Annotated in this window: 20 protein-coding genes; 10 read left to right on the forward strand and 10 right to left on the reverse strand. The window is 70.7% G+C overall.

The window, feature by feature from the left end; translation table 11 throughout:
• Positions 1–167 precede the first annotated feature (167 nt).
• The 4 genes from ACFWDI_RS00810 to ACFWDI_RS00825 form a co-directional block, all read right to left on the reverse strand.
• Positions 168–1,340 (reverse strand): DUF3103 family protein, encoded by a 1,173-nt coding sequence (locus tag ACFWDI_RS00810; protein ID WP_385300514.1) that lies wholly within the window; start codon positions 1,338–1,340, stop codon positions 168–170.
• A gap of 193 nt (positions 1,341–1,533) precedes the next feature.
• Complete coding sequence (locus tag ACFWDI_RS00815; RefSeq protein ID WP_385300515.1) at positions 1,534–2,349, reverse strand: enoyl-CoA hydratase/isomerase family protein; 816 nt, start codon at positions 2,347–2,349, stop codon at positions 1,534–1,536.
• Positions 2,350–2,380: 31 nt separating this feature from the next.
• Complete coding sequence (locus ACFWDI_RS00820) at positions 2,381–4,612, reverse strand: acetate--CoA ligase family protein (protein WP_385300516.1); 2,232 nt, start codon at positions 4,610–4,612, stop codon at positions 2,381–2,383.
• Positions 4,613–5,010: 398 nt separating this feature from the next.
• On the reverse strand, positions 5,011–6,159 hold the full coding sequence (locus ACFWDI_RS00825) for a flavin-containing monooxygenase (protein WP_385300517.1): 1,149 nt from the start codon (positions 6,157–6,159) through the stop codon (positions 5,011–5,013).
• 159 nt (positions 6,160–6,318) lie between these two features.
• On the opposite strand from ACFWDI_RS00825, the gene ACFWDI_RS00830 reads away from it, so the two are divergent.
• Positions 6,319–6,768 carry a DoxX family membrane protein gene (locus ACFWDI_RS00830; protein WP_385300518.1) on the forward strand — a complete coding sequence of 150 codons (450 nt, stop codon included), beginning with the start codon at positions 6,319–6,321 and terminating at the stop codon, positions 6,766–6,768.
• A complete protein-coding gene (locus ACFWDI_RS00835) occupies positions 6,768–7,172 on the forward strand; it encodes a Zn-ribbon domain-containing OB-fold protein (RefSeq protein ID WP_385300519.1) in 405 nt (134 codons plus the stop codon). Before ACFWDI_RS00830 ends, ACFWDI_RS00835 begins: the two co-directional genes overlap by 1 nt.
• Here ACFWDI_RS00835 and ACFWDI_RS00840 read toward each other — a convergent pair whose 3' ends face one another.
• Entirely contained in the window at positions 7,173–7,841 is a 669-nt protein-coding gene (locus tag ACFWDI_RS00840; protein ID WP_385300521.1) for a pyridoxal 5'-phosphate synthase, read from the reverse strand.
• A gap of 57 nt (positions 7,842–7,898) precedes the next feature.
• On the opposite strand from ACFWDI_RS00840, the gene ACFWDI_RS00845 reads away from it, so the two are divergent.
• Positions 7,899–8,477: a TetR family transcriptional regulator gene (locus ACFWDI_RS00845; RefSeq protein ID WP_327324314.1), complete on the forward strand. Its 579-nt coding sequence runs from the start codon at positions 7,899–7,901 to the stop codon at positions 8,475–8,477.
• A gap of 9 nt (positions 8,478–8,486) precedes the next feature.
• Here ACFWDI_RS00845 and ACFWDI_RS00850 read toward each other — a convergent pair whose 3' ends face one another.
• Positions 8,487–9,740, reverse strand: coding sequence for an FAD-dependent monooxygenase (locus ACFWDI_RS00850; protein WP_385300522.1), 1,254 nt, complete (start codon positions 9,738–9,740; stop codon positions 8,487–8,489).
• A 106-nt stretch (positions 9,741–9,846) separates the two neighbouring features.
• Positions 9,847–11,025, reverse strand: a complete 1,179-nt coding sequence (locus ACFWDI_RS00855) for an acetyl-CoA acetyltransferase (RefSeq protein WP_385300523.1) — start codon at positions 11,023–11,025, stop codon at positions 9,847–9,849.
• 114 nt (positions 11,026–11,139) lie between these two features.
• On the opposite strand from ACFWDI_RS00855, the gene ACFWDI_RS00860 reads away from it, so the two are divergent.
• Together ACFWDI_RS00860 and ACFWDI_RS00865 are read left to right on the forward strand one after the other, a co-directional pair.
• On the forward strand, positions 11,140–12,447 hold the full coding sequence (locus ACFWDI_RS00860) for an acyl-CoA dehydrogenase family protein (RefSeq protein ID WP_385300524.1): 1,308 nt from the start codon (positions 11,140–11,142) through the stop codon (positions 12,445–12,447).
• Positions 12,447–12,929 (forward strand): nitroreductase family deazaflavin-dependent oxidoreductase, encoded by a 483-nt coding sequence (locus ACFWDI_RS00865; protein WP_385300525.1) that lies wholly within the window; start codon positions 12,447–12,449, stop codon positions 12,927–12,929. The genes ACFWDI_RS00860 and ACFWDI_RS00865 overlap by 1 nt, the downstream gene beginning before the upstream one ends.
• A 114-nt stretch (positions 12,930–13,043) precedes the next feature.
• Here the strand turns inward: ACFWDI_RS00865 and ACFWDI_RS00870 are convergent, their stop codons facing one another.
• Positions 13,044–13,691 carry a TetR family transcriptional regulator gene (locus tag ACFWDI_RS00870; RefSeq protein WP_385300527.1) on the reverse strand — a complete coding sequence of 216 codons (648 nt, stop codon included), beginning with the start codon at positions 13,689–13,691 and terminating at the stop codon, positions 13,044–13,046.
• A gap of 262 nt (positions 13,692–13,953) precedes the next feature.
• Here ACFWDI_RS00870 and ACFWDI_RS00875 point away from each other — a divergent pair, with 262 nt between their 5' ends.
• The 5 genes from ACFWDI_RS00875 (at position 13,954) to ACFWDI_RS00895 (ending at position 19,306) form a co-directional block, all read left to right on the forward strand.
• Positions 13,954–14,739, forward strand: a complete 786-nt coding sequence (locus tag ACFWDI_RS00875) for a VOC family protein (protein ID WP_385300528.1) — start codon at positions 13,954–13,956, stop codon at positions 14,737–14,739.
• Between the two features lie 93 nt (positions 14,740–14,832).
• On the forward strand, positions 14,833–15,147 hold the full coding sequence (locus tag ACFWDI_RS00880; RefSeq protein ID WP_385300530.1) for a hypothetical protein: 315 nt from the start codon (positions 14,833–14,835) through the stop codon (positions 15,145–15,147).
• Between the two features lie 191 nt (positions 15,148–15,338).
• On the forward strand, positions 15,339–17,798 hold the full coding sequence (locus ACFWDI_RS00885) for a PQQ-binding-like beta-propeller repeat protein (protein ID WP_385300531.1): 2,460 nt from the start codon (positions 15,339–15,341) through the stop codon (positions 17,796–17,798).
• A 303-nt stretch (positions 17,799–18,101) separates the two neighbouring features.
• Complete coding sequence (locus ACFWDI_RS00890) at positions 18,102–18,668, forward strand: hypothetical protein (protein ID WP_385300532.1); 567 nt, start codon at positions 18,102–18,104, stop codon at positions 18,666–18,668.
• Between the two features lie 143 nt (positions 18,669–18,811).
• A complete protein-coding gene (locus ACFWDI_RS00895) occupies positions 18,812–19,306 on the forward strand; it encodes a hypothetical protein (RefSeq protein WP_385300533.1) in 495 nt (164 codons plus the stop codon).
• Positions 19,307–19,390: 84 nt separating this feature from the next.
• Here ACFWDI_RS00895 and ACFWDI_RS00900 read toward each other — a convergent pair whose 3' ends face one another.
• Together ACFWDI_RS00900 and ACFWDI_RS00905 are read right to left on the reverse strand one after the other, a co-directional pair.
• Positions 19,391–20,167 (reverse strand): enoyl-CoA hydratase/isomerase family protein, encoded by a 777-nt coding sequence (locus tag ACFWDI_RS00900; protein WP_385300534.1) that lies wholly within the window; start codon positions 20,165–20,167, stop codon positions 19,391–19,393.
• A complete protein-coding gene (locus ACFWDI_RS00905) occupies positions 20,164–20,604 on the reverse strand; it encodes a Zn-ribbon domain-containing OB-fold protein (protein ID WP_385300535.1) in 441 nt (146 codons plus the stop codon). The genes ACFWDI_RS00900 and ACFWDI_RS00905 overlap by 4 nt, the downstream gene beginning before the upstream one ends.

Genomic DNA, 20,604 nt, shown 5'->3' on the forward strand with positions numbered 1-20,604 from the left:
AGATGGGAAGGGGTGTCCGCGCGACCCGCGCTCAGAGCTCAGGCGATGGGTGAGCTGTTGAGCCGGGGCGCCATCGGCCCCTGTGGCCGGGCAATCAGCCCGGCCACAGGGGCCGTCACGGCAAGCGCCGCAGAGCCAAGGCTGCGAGCGGAGGGTCGGGCGAGGTCTCAGAACCCCTGGACGCAGTACGGCTCGAGGGTCATCCAGCCATTCGCGCGGGCGCCGGCGCGGCGGCCGGTGTCGTTCTTGGCCAGGGTGTACCAGGAGTCGACGTAGTCCGGGTCGTCGGTCCACCAGTCGTCGGGAATGGCGTCCAGGACCGCGTTCACCAGGGGGATGTAGGTGCCCTGGTCGGCGATGGTGAGCAGGATGCCGGCGATGGCCTTGGCGAGGTCGCGGTAGTTGGTGCTGCCGTCCTCCTCCATCATCACGGCGTCGGCGAGGTTGTACTTGTAGTTGGACCAGTTCACCAGGATCTGGTTGGGGTGGTAGGCGACTCCGTCGTTGTCCAGATAGGGCATCTCGACCGGGTCGACGCGCACCTTGCCGTCCAGCCCGAAGCCGGTCACGAGCGAGTAGATCTCGGCGTCGCCCTTGATCCAGGGCTCCTCGTCGTCCGAGAGCTCCACGCCGGTGATGCGTGTGGTCCAGAAGCCCGCGCCGGCGGTGCTCGCCTGCGGCACGTTCAGGCCGTGCTTGCCGAGCTCCTGGCGCATGACCTTCATGCCCGCCGCAAGGGCCTTGGACTCGTCGATGTCGAGCACATAGACGGGCCGGTCGGGCGCCTTGCGCGCGTCCAGCGTGTGGGCGGCACCACGGCTGTCGTACGCGGTAATCGTCTTGGCGTGGTCGTCGGCCGAGGCGGCGGCGACGAGCGGGGCGGCGCCCGCCTCGAGGCCCTTGCGCATCGAGTCCGCGCCCAGGCGCAGGCGCAGCAGGGAGCCGGTGTCCGCGCCGAGGCCCTTGGCGGCGACGATCTGCCGATCGGCCGAGACCAGCGAGGATGCGAGGCGCTTGCCGGCCTGCGCCGCGGCTGCCCGGCCGGTCAGGGCGCGCAGATCCAATTGCTCATCGGTCACGGCAGCGTCCCGCACCTGGGAGCGCCAACCCGCGTCGGCGAGCGAAACGGCGAAAGCCCGGGCGGTACGGTCCTCGATGCGGCTGACCGCGGCCGACGTTGCCGCGCGGGACGACGGGGCCGAGGCGGTCGCCCGGTCGGCCGCCGCGGTGTCGGCCTGGGCGCCTGCCGCGGGAAACGCGGCAAGCTGGACGGTGGCCAGGCAGGTGACGGAAATGAGGGCGCCGGCAAGGAGTTTGGGCCGTGCGCGTCTACTGCTCAAGGGGTCCTCCTGAAGCGAGTGGGGGATTCTGGGTCGCATTCGGATGGAGCGTGAGAGCGGTGGCACGGAGCGATCTACACGAGTAGATCTACTCGCGGGTACAGCATGGCGGGGGCATGTCAGTTATGCAACAACTCTGTGCCCAACTCGGCTTTGGGCAGGGCGCGTAGCCCGGGAATTCGAGGAACCCGCTCTACAGCCCGCGGTACTGAGGCGTGCGGCGCTCCACGAAGCTCGCCACGCCCTCATTCGCGTCGTGCGTCGTCATGTTGATCTCCTGCGCGGCGGCCTCGGCGGCGAAGGCCGACGCCCGGTCGGCGTCGAGCGAGACGTTCACCAGCTGCTTGGTCAGCGCGAGCGCCCTCGTCGGCCCCGCCGCCAGCCGCTCCGCCCACTCGCGAGCGGTCTTCTCCAACTCCTCCGCCGGTACGACCCGGTTGACGAGTCCGATCCGCTCGGCCTCCGCGGCCGGGAGCGCGTCGCCGAAGAACATCAGCTCCTTCGCACGCTGCGGCCCGATCAGCCGGGGCAGCAGATACGCACCGCCGCCGTCCGGGACGAGCCCCCGCCGTACGAACACCTCGATGAACCTGGCCGGTTCCGCGGCCAGTACGAGATCGCAGGCGAAGGCGAGATGCGCGCCGATGCCGGCGGCGGTGCCGTTGACGGCGGCGATCACGGGCTTCTCGCAGTCGAGTACGGCCCCGATCAGGCGCTGCGCGCCGAGCCGGATCGTCCGCGCCACGTCCCCGGGGATCCGCTCCCGAGCGGTCGGCGGAGTCCCGCGCAGATCCGCGCCCGCGCAGAACCCCTTGCCGGTGGCGGTGATGACGACGGCCCGGACCCCGGGGTCGGCGGAGGCGGCCGCCAGCAGCGCGATGATCCGTTCCCGCTGGTCCCAGGTGACCGCGTTCATGGCCTCGGGGCGGTTGAGGGTGATCCACGAGACCGCGTTGTCAGTGCTGTGCAGTATCAATGACTCAGTGGATTCTTCGGGGGAGGAAGTCATGGGGGAGCAGCTCCGATTCGTACGGTCGACGTCACCGGCAGACGGCCAGCGCGTCCAGCGCCACCGCGCCCTGCCCGCGCGGCAGCACCATCAGGGGGTTGATGTCCAGCTCCGACAGTTCGTCGCCCAGCTCCAGCGCCATCCGCTGGACCCGCAGCACGACCTCCACCAGCGCGTCCACATCCACCGGCGGGCCGCCCCGTACGCCGTCCAGCAGTGCGCGGCCGCGCAGTTCGCCGAGCATCGCGCGAGCCTGGTCCTCGCCGAAGGGAGGTACGCGTACGGCCGCGTCGTGCAGGACCTCCACCAGCACCCCGCCGAGGCCCACGGTCACCGTCGGGCCGAAGAGGGCGTCCTGGGTGACCCCCACGACCATCTCGACGCCTCGCTCGACCATCTGGCAGACCAGGATCCCGTCCAGGCCGACGTCCTCGTAGCGGGCGATGTCCGTCAGATCGCGGTAGGCGTCGCGGATCTGGCTGGCCGAGGTCAGCCCGACCTTGACCAGGCCGAGTTCGCTCTTGTGGGCGAGCTGTGTGCCGGACGCCTTCATGACGACCGGGTAGCCGACCAGGCCCGCCGCCCGCACCGCCGCCGCCGCGCTGGTCACCAGCTGCTCGCGCGGCACCCTGATCCCGTACGCCCGAAGGAGCTGCTTGGCCGCGTGCTCGCTCAGCTGCTTGCCCGGGCGCATCAGTGCCTGCGCCTTGCGGAAGGAGGGCGAAGGGGTGCGCGGCGCCTCGTCGAAGGGCGAGCGGTAGCCGGCCCTGAAGCGGTGGTGGTCCAGATAGGCGCGCACGGCGGTGATGCAGTTGGCGAACGTACGGAAGGTGGCGACCCGCGAGGATCCCAGCAGTGTCTCGCGGTACGCCGCCTCCGTGCCCACGGGCGATCCCCACACCACGCAGACCAGCTTGTCGGTGTCCTCCGCCGCGTCCACCAGGTCCTGCGCCAGTTTGTCGCTCATCGGCGGGAAGGGGCCGGTGATCGGGCAGATCAGCACACCGACATCGGGGTCGGCCAGGATCGCGTCGATGATCTTGCGTCCGCGCCAGTCGCCCACGGGGTGCCCGCCGTTGTCGACCGGGTTGGCCACACTCAGATACTCCGGTATCCACTCGTGCAGCTCGGCCTGCTTGGCCTCGCAGAGCTGCGGCAGTTTCAGCCCGGCCGCTGTCGCGAGGTCCGAGAAGTGCGCGCCGGTGCCGCCCGAGATCGAATAGACGACGACCCCTTCGGCCACGGGCCTGCGCGCCCGCGCCAACAGGGCTGAGGTGTCCTGAAGTTCGTCGAGCCCGTCCACCCGGACCACGCCGAACTGCCGCATCGCCGCGTCCACCACCTGGTCCGCGCCTGTCAGCTTGCCGGTGTGCGAGGCGGCCATCCGCGCGCCGGCCTCGGTACGCCCGACCTTGACCGCGACGACCGGCACCCCGCGCCGCGCGGCCCGGTCGGCGGCGAGCAGGAAGGACCGCCCGTCCTTGAGCCCCTCCACGTAACAGGCGATGGCCCCGACCTCGGGGCGCTCGGCGAAGTACGAGATGAAGTCGGCGGTCTCCAGGTCGGCCTCGTTGCCGGTCGGCGCCCAGTGGGAGAGCCGTACGCCCAGCTCCTGCATGCTGAAGACGGGCCGACCCTGGTGCCCGGACTGGGTGATCAGCGCGATCGCAGGTCCGTCGAGGTCGTCGCGGAACTTCTCGAAGGCGTTGAGATTGGTGTTCGGCCCGAGCAGCCGCAGCCCCGACCGCTCGACGGCGGCCGCCAGCCGCCTCTGCGCGGCCGCCCCCTCCTCGCCGGTCTCGGCATACCCGGAGGCGAAGGCCACCGCGAACTTCACCTTGGCCTCAGCGAGTTCCCCGATCACCGGCAGCGGGTCGGCGACCAGAAGCACGGCGAGATCGACCTGCTCGGGCAGGTCGCTGACGGAAGGGACACAGCTCAGCCCGAAGACGGTCTCCCGGGTGGGATGCACCGGATGGAGCCGCGCCCCGACGCGCTCGGCCCAGCCGATCAGCTGCCGGGTGATCCCGGCATTGGGCCGCCCCTCGCTGTCGGACGCCCCGACGACGGCGACGGAGGCGGGCCGGAAGAACCGGTCCAGATCGGGCACGGGTGCGTACAGCGGCCGCCCGCTGACGTCCAGATCGCCGTCGGCCGCGGTGGCCGAAGCTGTGTCGTGGACGGCATTGCGGGGGTGCTCCCCACAGGCCACCACTCGGGCACGGAGGTCGGAGGTGAGGGTGCCGTGAGTAGATCCAAGCATCGCTGAGCCCCGCTCCTGCTTGTTGGCCTAGGCAACTGACGCATAGTCAGATTACAGACCTGACGACGCGTCAGGAACAGTCCTGCGGGCAAAGCCTGGTGACGACAGGGGATTGCAGATTCGCAGGACCGCGCGCGCAGTTCTCAGGGATGGCGTCGGCCGCTCACGATGGGCCGCTGTCCCACCCGTACCCACGTGAGTGATCCCGCTATCCCACGGCCTTCGCCGTGGGGGAGTGTTTCGGCCAGCCGGGCTCCCGTATGCCTGTCGAGCGGCGAGCCGAGCTGCGACGAGCTCCTTGCGAGTGCGAGTGCGAGTGCGGTGGGCGAACTCTCGGACGGCCGGCCGGCGTCGCCAGGAGCCGCCAGGAGTCAGGGCGGTGGGTTCCTGGCGCCCGGCTACCTCGCCAGCGACTTGGCGATCTTGCGCGCGTCGAGCGCCATCTCGCGGAACATCCCGCTGATCGGGTTCGTGAACCCCGTGAAGTACAGCCCCGGCGCCTGCGCCGCCGCGCGGCCGCCGTGTGTCACCGGTTTGCCCCGCTCGTCCAGGACGCCGAGATGGCCGACCAGACCCTCCAGCGCCCGGCGGTAGCCCGTTGCCGCGATCACCGTGTCCGGGGAGATCCGGGTGCCGTCCGCCAGGACCGCCTTGCTGTCCTCGAAGGAATCCAGCGCCGCGACCGGCTCGACCTTGCCGGCCCGTACCGCGTCGATCAGGCCCACGTCCTGGATCGGGATCGCGCCCTGCTTCACGCGGGAGTACAGGCCCGTGTCCGGGCGCGGCAGCCCCTGTTCCGTGAGGTCGGGGACGGAGACCTTGCACATGATCTCGCCCGCCCGGTCCACCAGGCGGACCGGCAGCCGACGGACCAGGATGCCGGTCCGCTGGGCCGGCCAGCCCGCCGTCGAGCGGCGCACGATGTGCGGGGTCGTCCGCACGGCGAGGCGGACCCGGGCGGCGCCGCCCTCCACCAGGTCGACGGCTATCTCGGCGCCGGTGTTGCCGACGCCGACGACCAGTACGTCCTTGCCCGCGTACGGGGCGGCGTTGCGGTACTCGCCCGCGTGCAGCAGTTCGCCGGTGTACGCATCGCGGCCCGGCCAGTCGGGCAGCCGGGGGGTGTGGTTGTAGCCGGTGGCCACCACGACCGCCCGCCCGGTCAGCTCCCGGCCGCCTGTCGCGTGCAGCACCCAGTCGGGACCGGAGGGCTCGATCCGGGAGACCTCGACCCCGGTCACGATCTCCAGCTCGTGGAACTCCGCGTAATTCTCCAGGTAGCGGATCACGTCGTCGCGGGAGACCCAGCGCCCGAACGACCGTGGCATCGCCAGACCGGGCAGTGCCGACAGCCGCCGGGTCGTGTGCAGATGCAGCCGGTCGTAGTGGCGGCGCCAGGAGGCGCCGACGGATTCCGACTTCTCGAGCACCACGGCCCGTATGCCCTGCTCCCGCAGCGCGGCGGCAGCCGCGAGACCGCCCGGGCCGCCGCCGATGACATAGACGGGCCGGTCGTTCGTGAGGTCAATGTCCTTTTCGGCGGCCATGAACCGTGAGCGTAATCGCGCGATTACATGATGGGTCTCAGTCAAGACGGGAATCGGTTGCGAATTGATCACGCCCGCACACCTCTTGCGCACACGCCGTGGCATCCGCTGAACTGACGTGTCGTCAGAAATGAAGTCGCGAAGAGAGAGGGGACCCGGATGGAGACCATCTGGCTCACCGGTGCCGAATGGCTCGCCGTCCTCCGCATCGGTCTCGGCCTGTGGTGGCTGGAGAGCTGGCGCCACAAGGACAAGAAGGACTGGTTCGAGCGCGGCACCGGCATCGCCTGGGCGGCGGACGTCGCGGGCAAGCACCAGTGGCCGTGGGTGAAGAACGGCTTCAACAAGGTGGTCCAGCCCCGCCCCAAGGTCATGGCGTACGTCGTTGTCTACGCCGAACTCGCCCTGGGCCTCGGTCTGATCGTCGGCTTTCTGACGCCGGTCGCCCTCCTCGGCGGGCTCCTTCTCAATCTGCTCTATCTGGTCCTGATGATCCATGACTGGGCGGAACAGGGTCAGAACGGCATGATGGCGCTCATATCGTTCGTCGCCCTCTTCGCCATGGCATGGCAGACCTGGTCCCTGGACAGTGCGATCGGACTTTTCTGATGACCGCGACGCCTGAAGTCGACGACTTCACCCGCCCCTTCTGGGACGCCGCAGCCGATGGCCGGCTGCTGATCCGTCGCTGCCGCGCCTGCGCGAAGGCGCACCACTATCCGCGCGAGTTCTGCCCGCACTGCTGGAGCGAGGACGTCGGGTGGGAGGGCGCGAGCGGCCGCGCCACGCTCTACACCTGGTCTGTTGTGCACCGCAATGACCTGCCGCCCTTCGGTGACCGCGTCCCGTACACCGCCGCGGTCGTCGATCTCGCCGAAGGCCCGCGGATGATGACCGAGGTCGTGGCGTGCCCGCAGGGCGGGCTGAGCATCGGCATGGAGCTGGAGGTCACCTTCCGCCGGGAGGACGGTGAGGTGGCGGTGCCCGTCTTCCGTCCGGCCCGGAGGCGCTGATCACGGCCAGAGCAGCTCCCTCGCCCAGCCGCTCTCCTCGTGGCGGTAGCGCAGCCGTACGTGCCGCCGCCGCTCGTCGCCCTGGAAGAACTCCACCTCGTACGGCTGGAGCACATACAGCGTCCAGGTCGGCACGGGCGCGTCCGGCTCGGCCCCGGCCCGCTCCCACGCCGCCTGTGACGCCGCCGCCAACTCGTCCTGCGAGCCGAGGACTTCGCTCTGCCGCCCGGTGAGAGCGGCGGCCAGCGCACCCGTCGAGCGGGCGTGCAGATCGGCCTGGCCCTCCGCGGAGGCGCCCGCCGTCACGCGGCCCCGGATCCGGATCTGGCGGCCCTGCGCCGCCCAGTAGAAGCCCAGCGCGGCCTCCGGGTGCGCGGCGAGCTGCCGGCCCTTCGCGCTGGTGGCGTGCGAGGCGAAGTGCCAGCCGCGCTCGTCGGCGCCGTGCAGCATCAGGGTGCGTACGTCGGGACGCCCCTGCTCGTCCACGGTGGCCAGGGTCATGGTGTGCGGCTCGGTCTGGCCCGCTGCCACGGCCTCGGCGAACCAACGGTGGAAGAGCGGCAGTGGGGCGAGGGGCGCGGAAGCCGGGTCGAACGCGGGCAGTGTGGTGTCCCAGACCCGCTGTGCGTGCAGCAGCTCACGGAAGGTTTCCTGCCGATCGTTGTCCATAAGGGCAAAGTACTACACTCGGAGTGGTATCGGTCGGGGGTGATCGAGAGGACGCAGATGAGGCAGAACCTGGCCCGGCGCGCGGCGCTGGTGGACGCGGCCATCGAAGTGCTCGCCCGCGAGGGCGCCCGCGGCCTCACCTTCCGGGCCGTCGACGCCGAGGCGGACGTCCCCAAGGGCACCGCGTCCAACTACTTCGCCAACCGCGACGACCTGCTCACCCAGGCCGGGGGGCGGATCTATGAGTGCCTGCGCCCGGACGACGCCACGATGGAGGCCATGTTCACCGGCCCGGCCACCCGCGCGCGGACCGCGGAGCTGGTGCGCGAAGTGGTGGAGCGCGTCTCGGCGTACAGCACGGGCTACCTCGCTCTCCTCGAACTGCGGCTGGAAGCCACCCGCCGCCCCGAGCTGCGCGCCGTGCTCACCGCACGCGTCAGCGAGGACGTCGAGGCGAATGTCGCCAACCATCTGGCCTCCGGCCTGCCCGGAGACGCCGACGCGGTCAGGATGATCTATCTGGCGGCCAACTGGCTGGTGGTGGAGCGCCTCACGCTGCCCGACGTCTTCCCCGAGGAGCAGGCGGGTGATCTCATCACAGCCCTGGTCGAGCGGCTGCTCCCGCCCGACGAGTAGCGGTCGGCGTCAGCCCTCGTACACGCTGTACTCCTTGTGGTCCTTGACCGGGACGGCGAAGGCCGCCTTCTGCACATCCTCGGTGATCTTCTTCGCGATCAGGTTCTTCCAGGGCATGTACGGCAGCATCCGCACCAGCGCCATCCGCAGCCGGATCTTGCCCTTGGAGGAGACCGTCATCTCCTTGGCGAAGCCCTCCGCGAACTTCTGGTTCACCTCGACGCCGGGCCGCATCAGGCTCTCGTAGCGCTCGTACGCCACCGAGTGGTCGCCGTTCGCCGCAGCCAGTTCGCCCGCCAGGATGTACGCGCCGATCAGGGCGAGGCCGGTGCCCTGGCCCGAGGCCGGGGAGGCGCAGTGGGCCGCGTCCCCCAGCAGCACGATGCGCCCCTTCGACCAACTGTCCATCTCGATCAGGCTGATGGAGTCGAAGTAGAAGTCGTCGGCGGCCGCGGCGTTGTCCAGCATCTTCGGGATTTCCCAGCCGTCGCCCGTGAAGACGTCGTCGAGGATCTTCTTCTGCTGTGCCATGTCCCGGTAGTCGTAGGAGAGTTCCGGCGCGCCGAAGACGAACATGTTCTTGGCGGTGCTCTCGCCGCCCGAACTGTAGGCGCACACCAGCTTGTTGGGCAGCGCGTGGTACGTCTCCCAGCGGTCCAGGTCCAGGTCGTTGGGTGCGGTGAAGATGGAGATGTACGCGCCCAGGTGCCGCTTGAACTGCTTTTCGTCGCCGAAGGCCAGCCGACGGGTGTGCGAGTGCAGCCCGTCCGCGCCCACCACCAGATCGAAGCGGCGCGGCTCGCCCTGCTCGAAGGTGACGTCGACGCCGTCCGCGTCCTCGGTGAGCGTGGCGATGGAGTCGCCGAAGATGTACTCGATGTCGTCGCGGGTGCGCTCGTGGAGGATCCGCGCGAGGTCGCCGCGCATGACCTCGTCGTCGCCGTCCACCCGGCCGCCGAAGAAGTCGGCCGGCATCTCGGCGATGGTGGCGCCGGCGTTGTCGACGTACGAGCCGCCCCGCATATCGGTGGAGGCGCGGCGTACGTCGTCGAGGATGCCCATCCGCTCGCAGACGTCGATGGAGACGCCGCGCAGGTCGACCTTGTAGCCGCCGGGGCGGAGCTCCGGTGCGCGCTCGACGACGGTCGGCGTGAATCCGTAGCGGTGCAGCCAGAGAGCGAGGGCCGGGCCCGCGATCGAGGCGCCGGAGATCAGAACCGTCTTGTTGGCGAGCTTGCCGCTGGTGCCGGAGCGCTTCGTCATCGGGACTCCTGTGTCGAGTGGTGAGCGTCGGCGCGCGTTCGCGCTTGCCGATGACCCGACTGTACGAGCGTCCCATACGTTTGTCTATGACGGTTGTATAGATTCTTCAGTCCCTGCCCAGCACCACCGTCCCCGAGGAGCAGAACCAGCCACCCGTACCGGAGGCGACCGCCAGTCGCGGCGGCCCGCCGTCCGCCTTGCGCACCTGGTGGCCGCCCGCCTCGCCGCGCAGCTGCCGCACCGCCTCGACCAGCAGGAACAGTCCGCGCATCCCCGGATGGCAGGCGGAGAGACCGCCGCCGTCGGTGTTGACCGGCAGCTCGCCGTCCCGCGTCAGCCGCCCTTTTTCGACGAACGGGCCGCCCTCGCCCTTGGCGCAGAAGCCCAGGTCCTCGAGGGTCACCAGAGTCATATAGGTGAAGGCGTCATAGATCTCGGCGATATCCATGTCGGCAGGGGAGACGCCCGCGCGCTCGAAGGCGAGGCGGCCCGAGATCGCCGCCGGGGAGACGGTGAAGTCCTCCCACTCCGACATGGTGGTGTGCGAGACGTACTCCCCGGTGCCGAGGATCCACACCGGGTCCTTCGCGGTGTCCGGTACGTACTCCTCGGCCGCGAGCAGCACCGCGCAGCCGCCGTCGCTGCGGATGCAGCAGTGCAGTTTGGTGAACGGGTCCGCGATCAACGGCCCGTCGAGCACCTCGTCGACGGTGATCGGCTCCCGGAACATCGCGTCCGGATTGGCGGCGGCGTTCGCCCGCGCCTGGACCGCCACCGACGCGAGCTGCTCCAGGGTCGTGCCGTACTCGTGCATATGGCGGCGGGCGGCCATCGCGTACTTGGAGATGAGCGTGTGCCCGTAAGGGACCTCGAACTGCAGCGGCCCGCGGCCGCCGAAGGAGAGGTTGGAGGTGCGCCGCCCCGCCCTGATGTCGGCGCGGGCGGTCGATCCGTAGACGAGGAGTACGGCATTGGCGTGACCGGCCGCGATCGCGTCGGCGGCGTGGGCCGCCATGACCTCCCAGGTGGCCCCGCCCACGGCGGTCGAATCCACCCACCTCGGCCGCAGGCCCAGATACTCGGCGACCTCGACCGGGGCGAGGGTGCCGAGGCCGGCCGAGCCGAAGCCGTCGATGACGGAGCGCTCGAGGCCGGAGTCGGCGAGTGCGCGGCGGGCTGCCTGGGCGTGCAGGGTGTACGGCGTGGGGCCGTCGACGCGTCCGCAGTCCGAGAGGGATATGCCGACGATGGCGACCTTGCGCGGGGTGCGCGGAGTTGAAGGCATGAATCTGACGGTACATCAGATACCGGGAGGCGTGCCCCTCGATGGGCGCACGCCTCTGTGCATCTGTATCCGTCCGCTCTAACATGACGGCCCGTCAGATACGGAGGGGATCCCATGGACAGCGCCTTCACCGCGGAGCAGGACGAGATCCGCCGCACCCTGCGCGAGCTGCTGACCAAACGGTCGGGCCCGGACGAGGTCAAGGCCGCCGTGCGCACGGCCGCCGGATACGACGCGGAGCTGTGGACGCAGCTGTCCGCGCAGCTGGGCCTGCCGGGGCTGGCGCTGCCGGAGTCGTACGGAGGCGTGGGCTGCGGTCTCACGGAGCTCGCACTCGCCTGTGAGGAGACCGGGCGGGCACTGCTGCCCTCGCCACTGCTCGCCACGGCGGGGCTGGCGGCGCCGCTGATCGCCGCGCTCGGCACGCCGGCGCAGCGCGACGAGCTGCTCCCGCGCATCGCGGACGGCTCGCTGACCTGCGCACTCGCCGTGCCGGGCGGCAGCCTCGCGGCGGCGCTCGGACTGAGCGGCGACAACGCGTCGGGGGAGTGGGCGGGCGGTGGCCGGGCCGGCGGCGTCCAGGCACGGCCGGGTGATGGAGGCGGCCGGCTGCTGTACGGGGAGGCCTGCCAGGTCCTGGACGGCCACAGCGCGGGGCTGCTGCTCGTCGCGGCCCATACGGGCGGCTTCGCCCGTAGCCGTACGCTCCTCTTCCTGGTCCGGGCGGATGCGGCGGGGCTTTCGCGGACCCGGCAGACCGCGCTGGACGAGACACGGCCGCAGGCCCGGGTGGAACTGCGGGACTGCGCGGCGGAGTTGCTGGGCGCGGACGACGCGGATGACGCGGACGACGCGGCGGATGTGCCGGGGGCGCTGGCGGCGACCGGGGTCCGGGCGGCGACGCTGCTTGCGGCGGAAGCGGTCGGCGCGGCGTCGTGTGCGCTGGACCGCACGCTGGAGTACGTCCGGGCGCGCGAGCAGTTCGGCCGCGCGATCGGCTCCTTCCAGGCGGTCAAGCACCGGCTGGCCGATCTCTATGTGCGGGTCCAGGCGGCCCGCTCGGCGGCGTACTACGCGGCCTGGGACCCGGGGGAGGGGGGCCTGGCGCTGGCGCAGGGCCTGGAAACGCTGCGGGTGGTCGCGGGCGAGGCGGTGCAGCTGCACGGCGGCATCGGCTTCACCTGGGAACACGAGGCGCATCTGTACTTCAAACGGGCGGCGGCGGACGAGCTGCTCTTCGGCCCGGTGCACAGGCTGCGCACCCGTGCGGCCGAACGGGCCGGACTCTTCGTCCCGCCGTCGGGAGCGCCGTCGGGGGCGGGGTCGGGAACGGCGCCGGGGGCGGGGTCGGGAGCGGCGCCGGGGGCCGCGTCGGGGTCGGGTTCCGCGGCGGCGCCGGGGCCCGAGGCGGTGGCGGTCTGATGGCGCGCGGTGTGCGCCTGGTCCAGAAGGTCTCGTCGACCCGCGCCTTCGCGAGGATCGCGCCTCACTTCGTCCCGGCGCTGGACCGTGCCGTCCACCGGCTGACGCGGGGCAAAGTGCTGCTGAGCGCGCAGATGCTGCCGGGAGTCGTCCTCACGGCCCGCGGCGCGAAGAGCGGCCTGCCCAGAGTCACCCCGCTGGCGTGCATGCCGGAGGAGTCGGGCGACTGGATCCTGATCGGCTCCAACTTCGGCCGCGAGGGCCATCCGGCGTGGACGGCGAACCTGATCGAACACCCGGAGGCGGAGGTGAGTTGGAGGGGCAAGGACGTCCTGGTGCGGGCACGCCTGCTGGAGGGTGAGGAGAGGGAGAGGGCGTGGCGGGCGGCGCTGACGTTCTGGCCGCCGTACGCGACGTACCAGTCCCGGGTGGAGAGAGAGATCCGCGTCTTCCGCCTGTCGCGCCGCCAGGTGGGCGGCTGACGGAGGCCTGTGACCGTGGGTTCCGGCCTCTGTCGGAGGCGTTCGTAGGGTGTTCGGCCGGTGCGGGCGCCGCGTCGGCGTGACAGGACCTGGGGTGACGCGACGCCGCCGCGCCTACTTCGTCGGCTTCCTGCCCGTGATGCCCAAATGCACCAACAGCGCCAGATTCGGCTTCAGTTCCGCCTGTTTCACACCCCAGGCCGTGAACCCCTTCTGATGCGACGCCACCGCCGCCAGCATCGCCACGAGCGAGCCCGCGATCGCCGCCGGGCTGACGTCCTTGTCGACCTTGCCCTTCGACTGGAGTTCCTTCACCGCGTCCGTAAGGGAGTTGGTGACGGAGTTCAGGATCTTCATGCGGATCTTGTAGAACCGCTTGTCGCCCTCCGCCGCGCCGAGGTCGACCACCCGCAGGATCGCGTCGTGGCGGCGCCAGAAGTCGAGGAAGCCCTCCACCAGCTCCTCCGAGGTCTGCCAGGCCGCCTTGCCGACCCAGGAGCGGCCGGCGACCAGTTCGGTCAACCCCGCGCCCTCCTTGGCCATTTCCTCGGCGATCTCGAGGACCGCGCCCTCGACGTCCGGGAAGTACTGGTAGAAGGTCGCGGGTGAAGTGCCCGCCTTCCGGGCCACGTCGATGACTTTGACGTCCCGGTACGGCGAGGAGCTGAGCATCTCGCTGAGGCAGTCGAGCAGCTTCTGCCGCGTCGCCTGGCCGCGTCGTCCGGCCACTCGGCCGTCGACGGTGCGTACTTGTCCTGTCATGCCGTCAGCTTACCGAGGGGTGATCGGCGCGCGATTCGGCCGAGTGCAAATGGGGTGCCTCAATAGTCTTATCAACAGCCTGTGGAAAACTTCTGTGCATAACTCAACGAAACAAGACCCCGGCCCCGGATCGTGGACCCCGGGCTCCGGATCCTGACAATTGAGCAATTTGTTCGATTTGATTCCCTGCGGCACGCGTGATGCGCCATTAGCTTGAGTGTGACGGGCACCACATCCCGTGACGAGGGAAGGAATCGGGTCCATGGCCGCATTCACGGAGGGCATGCCCTGCTGGGTGGACGCAGCGCTCCCCGATGTCGAGGCGGGCAAGCGCTTCTACGGCGAGCTGTTCGGCTGGACCTTCGACGAGGGGGGCGGCGGGTACGTCAACGCCTTCAGCGACGGAAAGCTCGTCGCCGGCCTCGCGCCCAAGCGGGACGGGCGGATGCCCACCGTCTGGGGCGTCTACTTCGCCACTCGCGACGCCGCCGCCCTCGGCCGGAAGATCACGGAGGCCGGCGGCCAGGTGATCACCTACCCGCAGCCGGTCGGCACCGCCGGCACGATCGTGGAGGCCGCGGACCCCGGCGGCGCGGTCTTCGGGCTCTGGCAGGCCGGCGACAAGCCCGGCTTCGAGAAGCAGGGCAAGCCCGGCTCCTTCTGCTGGACCGAGGTGTACACGCGCGACAAGGAGAGCGTCGACCCCTTCTACGAGTCGATCTTCGGCTTCCAGGGAATGGATCTGCCGGACGCGCCCATCGACTTCCGGACGTGGTCGCCCGCCGGTACGGAGCCCGGGGAGGACACCGCCATCGGTGGCCGCAGCGTGCTCACCGACGCCTTCCCGGCCGAGATGCCGGGCCACTTCCTCATCTACTTCTGCGTCGAGGACTGCGACGAGGCCGCTGCGGCGGTCACCCGCCTCGGCGGTCGGGTCCAGGCGCCGCCCGTCGACATCCCCTACGGCCGTATCGCGGTGCTCGCCGACAATCAGGGCGCTTCCTTCGCCGTACTCGCCGAACCCGAGGAGGAGTCCAAGGCGGCCTGAAAGGGCGGGAGTTGGGGCGGCAAATGGTCTAGACCTGGAGCTGTGGGCTGATCCATAGTGGTGGTCCTTCCCCCACCGCGAAAGGACCCCCTCGTGCTGCGTACCAAGACCGCCCTGGCACTCGCCGTCGGCGCTGCCGTCGCCGCCGGACTGTTCACCGCGACCCCCGCCTCCGCCGCCCGGCTGCCCTGCAACCTCGCCGGCAGCGGTGACACCGCCTCCGCCAATTGCTACAGCGGCTCCTCATACACCTGGCGACTGGTTGTCGACTGCGACGACGTGAGCAACCCGAAGTGGCCGGCCCGCGTCAAGACCCTGTACGGGGCCTGGCGCACCGGGGACGGCAGCGACTCGATCTCCTGCGGCGGCTCCCTGCGTGCAACCGGCCGTCTGGAGGCGCACAGCTAACCATTCCGCCCCCCGAACCGTGCCCGAATCCGGGTGAGACACCCCGATCCGCCCCCGGGTTCGCAACCGTCGCCTCCGACAGGAAGAATCAGGGTGTGCAACCGCTGAGGGTCTCGGCGGTGAGACGCTGCACGGGGCTGTGACGGGCCCCATTTCTTCTGGGGCCCGTACGGGGAGGTGGCAGGCAAGTGATGGAGCAGCTGACGCAGCATGACCCGAGACGGATCGGTCCATTCGAGGTGCTGGGCCGGCTCGGTGCCGGCGGCATGGGACTGGTCTATCTCGCCCGGTCGGCGTCCGGCCGCCGGGTGGCGATCAAGACTGTGCGTACCGAGCTTGCCGAGGACCAGCTGTTCCGCGTCCGCTTCACCCGTGAGGTGGAGGCCGCCCGCGCCGTCAGCGGCTTCTACACCGCAGCCGTGGTGGACGCCGATCCGCGGGCGGCCGTGCCGTGGCTGGCCACCGCGTACGTCCCCGCCCCCTCCCTCGAAGAAATAGTGAATGAGTGCGGGCCGATGCCGGCCCAGGCGGTGCGCTGGCTGGCGGCCGGCATCGCGGAGGCGCTGCAGTCCATCCACGGCGCGGGTCTCGTCCACCGCGACCTCAAGCCGTCGAACGTCCTGGTCGTGGAGGACGGACCGCGGGTCATCGACTTCGGCATCGCGTCCGGCGTCTCCAACACCCGGCTGACGATGACCAACGTCGCCGTGGGTACACCCGCGTACATGTCGCCGGAGCAGGCGCGCGACTCACGCAGCGTGACCGGCGCGAGCGATGTCTTCTCGCTCGGCTCCACGCTGGTCTTCGCGGCCACCGGACACGCGCCCTTCCACGGCGCGAACCCCGTCGAGACCGTGTTCATGCTGCTGCGCGAGGGCCCGGACCTGGAGGGGCTGCCGGACGAGCTCCGGCCGCTCATCGACTCCTGTATGCAGATGGAGGCCGGGCTGCGGCCGACGCCGGAGGATCTGCAGGCGCAGCTCGCTCCGCATCTCTTCTCCTCCGGCAGCGACGACAGCGGTACGGCGTCCGCCTGGCTGCCGGCGCGGGCCACCGCGATGATCGAGCAGCGCCGCGGCGGACGCCCTCCGGCTCCGGCGCCGGCCCCGGTCCCGCAGCGCCCCGCCGAGCCCACGCCTCCGCGCCCTCAGGCGCCGCCGCAGCCGCAGCAGCCGCCGCCCTCCCGGCAGGGCGCGGACTGGGACTCCGCCTGGCGGGGCGGCAACGACCCGCGTACGGGCCAGGCCGCAGCCTCGCCCGCCCCGGCAGGGCCGGTCCGGCTGCCCGGCTCCAAGGTGCCGATCGGTCCAGGCCCCAGGGTCGCGGACGCGGGCCGCGGCGGGGTCGTCGAGGCCGGTCCGGCGACCGGGTGGGTCCGCCCGCCCGGCGGGCTGAACGGCGCGGAGGCCGCGACCAGCGCCGTACCGTCTCCGGGACCGTCCGCCGTACCCTCCGCCGTTGCGGCGCCGGTGCCGCCGCCCGCTTCGCCGCCGGACGGCGCGGCCGGACACTGGCGGCCGTGGCGTTTCCGGATGTCGAACGACGTCTGGGGTACGCCGGTGGTGGCCGGTGACCTGCTGTACGTGACGTCCTTCGAGGTGCATGCCCTGGACGTGGGCAGCGGCCGGCGCCAGTTCAAGACCAGGGACGTGGCGTGGGCGATGGCGGTGGCCGGCGGCCGTATCCACGCCTCGGACGGGCCGACGCTGTACGCACTCGACGCGACGAACGGCCAGGAGCGGTGGCGGCTCCAGACCGATGCCTGGGTGTACTCCCTCAAGGCCGACCGCGGCACCGTCCTCACCGGGACGCGCGGCGGCGGCGTACAGGCCTGGGAGGCCTCCAGCGGTGAGAAGCTCTGGGAGACGGCCGGGGCGCAGACGGACTTCGAGACGCCCGAGGCCGGGCCCGCGATCTTCGACGACACGGTGTACGTGTGGAAGGACACGAGGCTGCGTGCGCTGGAGGCCCGTACGGGTGTCGAGCGCTGGTCGTACCCCGTCGGCGACGCGGCGTCCTGCGGCAATGTGCCGGTACGGGTGCAGCCCGCGCCCGACGGCTATCTCTATGTCGCGGCCGGCACCCGCGCCCTCGCCATCGACATCGCCAACGGCCGGGTGCGCTGGCACTTCGAGTCGCCCGCGGTCTTCCTCTCGCCGCCGGTCTTCGCGCCGGGCCCGGCGGTGACGGGCGGCGGTGTCTATCTCGTCGACTACCTCGGCACGGTGTACGCCCTGGACGCCACGACCGGCAAGGACCGCTGGCGCATCGCCACGGAATCGCGGCAGTCCATCGAGCCGGTGCTGGTCGCGAACGGCAACATCCATGTCGGCAGCGGCAGCGCGCTCTACACCCTGGACGCGGTGACGGGCACACCCATGTGGCGCTTCGCGGCGGGCGGCGAGGTCATCGGCGCCCCGGTGGTCGCCGACGGCCGGGTCCACTTCGGCTCCGCGGACCATGTGCTGTACACCCTGGACGCGAGCGGCGGCCAGCTCCGCTGGAAGCTCGCGACGGGCGGCGAGATCACGGGCTCCCCGGTGGCGCAGGGCGGTGTGGTGTACGCGTGCAGCAAGGACCGCTGTGTGTACGCGCTGGACGCGGTCAAGGGCACGGCCACCGGCCGGGGCGGTCCGGGCGGCGCACGCTAGGGCTTGTCCTCCATCGCCGGACGGCCGGAAACGCGGCCTGTCCGGCGGGTGCCCCGATGGCGACCGGCACCGTCCGGGCGTAGCGTCGTGATCGAGAGCGGTACCCCCAAGGAGGCCGGCGATGATCCTTCATCGGCTGATCCTCGCTCTCGTCTGAGCGGCGGCCGCCGTATGGAGCCCCTTCCGTGACTGCTACGACGGCCGTCACGCACGCGAGTACCCACCCCTGATTCGCGACTGCTACGGTGTCGCGCGATTGTCAGGTACATATAAGTGCTGTGAAGCACAGGGGGAGGGCGGGCGATGCTGGGCCGACGTCTCAAGCTCGCGGCCGTACTGGTCGTGGTAGTGCTGGCGCTGACCGGTTTCTCGAGTTCGGCCTCGACCGGCAAGGGCGGCAGGGGTGGCAAGAGCAGGTCGCACGGCAGCAGTGGTGGCGGAGGCGGCTGCTCCAGCTCCAAGAAGTCGAACGGCGGCTACCGCGACTACGACAACGACGACTACAGCTCGTCGTCCGGTTCATCCGGCTCGTCGGGGTCGGACTCGTACACCGAGGATCCGACGCCCACGGCGACCGCCACTGCCACTGCCACCGCACGGGCGACTGTCGTCACCTGTGTGAAGAAGGGTCGTGGAAAGCGCAAGGCCACAACGTCCGCCACGGTGAAGGTGGTTGCGGACGGCGGGGTCTCGCACAGGTACGAGGTCGACGTGGTGTTCGTGGACGCCGCGGGCGCGGTGGTCGACCGCGGAAACACCGAGGTCACGCTGGACGGCGGCGAGACCAGGACCGTCAAGGTCGCCATGCGGAGCCCCAAGCTGGTGGCACGGGTGAAGAAATGCGAAGCCGAGGCGCTGCTCGACGACTGAGTGCGGGAGGCCGCTTCGGTGCCGCTTCGGGGCGGCCGCGTGGTCGGTTTCGTGGACGGGGCGGCGATCAACCGCTGCTAGGGTGACGTGCGCTCGTCAATTGAGCCCCACTCACCGACACGACTTTCAACGGGGGTTGAAACGTGAAGATCCGTCATGTCCGCGCCATTGCCGTATTCGGTATCGCAGTCGTCGCGCTGACCGGAGCCCGCGGCTCCCACGGCGGCAGCTGCGGCGGCAGCAGCAGCCATGGAAGCAGCAGCGGCGGCAGCAACCACAACGACAGCAGCACCTCGAGTGGTTCCACCGGCTCTGTGACCGGCGGCTCCAGCGCCCACAAGGCCGAGCGTGACGTCAAGATCGACGAGTGTGGCCTCGACGCCTCCGGCAAGAACCTCACCGCGAAGATCACCGTCACCAACAGTGACTCGCTGGCGTACAAGTACGACGTGAGCCTGCAGTTCAAGGGCAACCTCGGCGACACGAAGGTCAACCTCGCCATCGCCAAGGTCGAGGATCTCCAGGTGCAGCCCGGTGCCTCTGCGCCCGGCAACGCGAGCACCCCGTACACCGGTTCCGGTGACGGCTCCGAGTACAAGAAGTGCGAAGTCATCAGCGCGAGCCGTACGGCGAGCTGACGGCCCTGTTGGGGCTCCGCCCCGAGCCCCGCTCCTCAATCGCCGGAGGGGCCGGGGATGTCCGCCGGTGGGGCTGGGATGCGGCTACCGCAACGTGTAGCTCCCCCGGCCCCGCCCGCCCTCGAAGAGTTCCGCCTGCCGCTCCGGCGGCAGATTCCCGAGCGTGATCAAGTGCGGGGCATGGGCGAGCGCCTGCGATCTGGCCGCCTCCTTCGCGGACCACACCGCCCGTACGGTCCCCTGCACCGCCTCGGTCGGGTACGACGCCACCACCGCGGCGGCGCGCAGCGCGGCCGCCACCGCCTCGCCCGGCTCCGTCAGCTCCGAGACCAGACCCGTCTCGTAGGCCCGCTGCGCCGAGAGCCGCTCCGCCGTCCCCATCAGCGCCATCCGCGCCACTTCGCCGAACGGCATCCGCTGCGCCATGGAGATCGCCTCGTACGCGCTGACCATGCCGTACGTCGTATGCGGATCGAAGAACGTCGCCTCCCGCGAGGCCACCAGGAACTCGCTCTCCCCGAGCAGATAGAACGCCCCGCCGCAGGCCATCCCCTCCACGGCCGCGATCACCGGTTTCCACAGTTCGTTCGCCTTCGGCCCGATCGCGATCAGCGGATCGTCGATCGTGTACGGGGACGAGGGCTGCGGCACCCGCACCGAGCGGTCGATGCCGGTGCAGAACGCCTTGGTGCCCGCTCCGGTCACCACCACCGCCCGTACGGAGTCGTCGAAGCGGAACTGACGCCAGGCGGCGGTCAGTTCACCGGCCATCGCCAGATCGATCGCGTTGTGCCGCTCGGGCCGGTCCAGCGTGACCAGCGCGACACCCGTCTCCTTGTACGTGTCGATGCCCAGGCTCATGCCCGCTCCAGCAGCCAGCGCGGCACGGTGACCCCGTCCAGCTCGGTGAACGCCACCCTCACTCCGGTCCCGATGCGCAGCCGCGCCGGATCGACCGAGTTCAGCGGCGCGTCCGGCGCCGCGACCACATTGCCGACCAGGCGGATACGGGGCGCGTCCAGGAGCTCGACGACGACCGCGTTGTACGGCGCCTGGGCGGCGTACGCGGGCAGCAGCGGCGGATGGGGGAGCACGTAGGACCAGATGCGGCCGCGCCCGCTCATCCTGCGCCACTCGCTGTCGAAGGACCGGCAGTGCGGGCAGCAGGGCCGTGGCGGGAAGCGCAGTTCGGCGCAGTCCGGGTCGGCGCAGGCCTGCACGCGGAGTTCGCCCTGCGCGGCGTACTCCCAGAAGGGCGCACCGTCGTCGTCGACGACCGGCGTCAGTAGCGAGTCCAT

The organism is Streptomyces sp. NPDC060064 (assembly GCF_042736455.1).
In the GTDB taxonomy this organism is placed as follows: Bacteria; Actinomycetota; Actinomycetes; order Streptomycetales; family Streptomycetaceae; genus Streptomyces.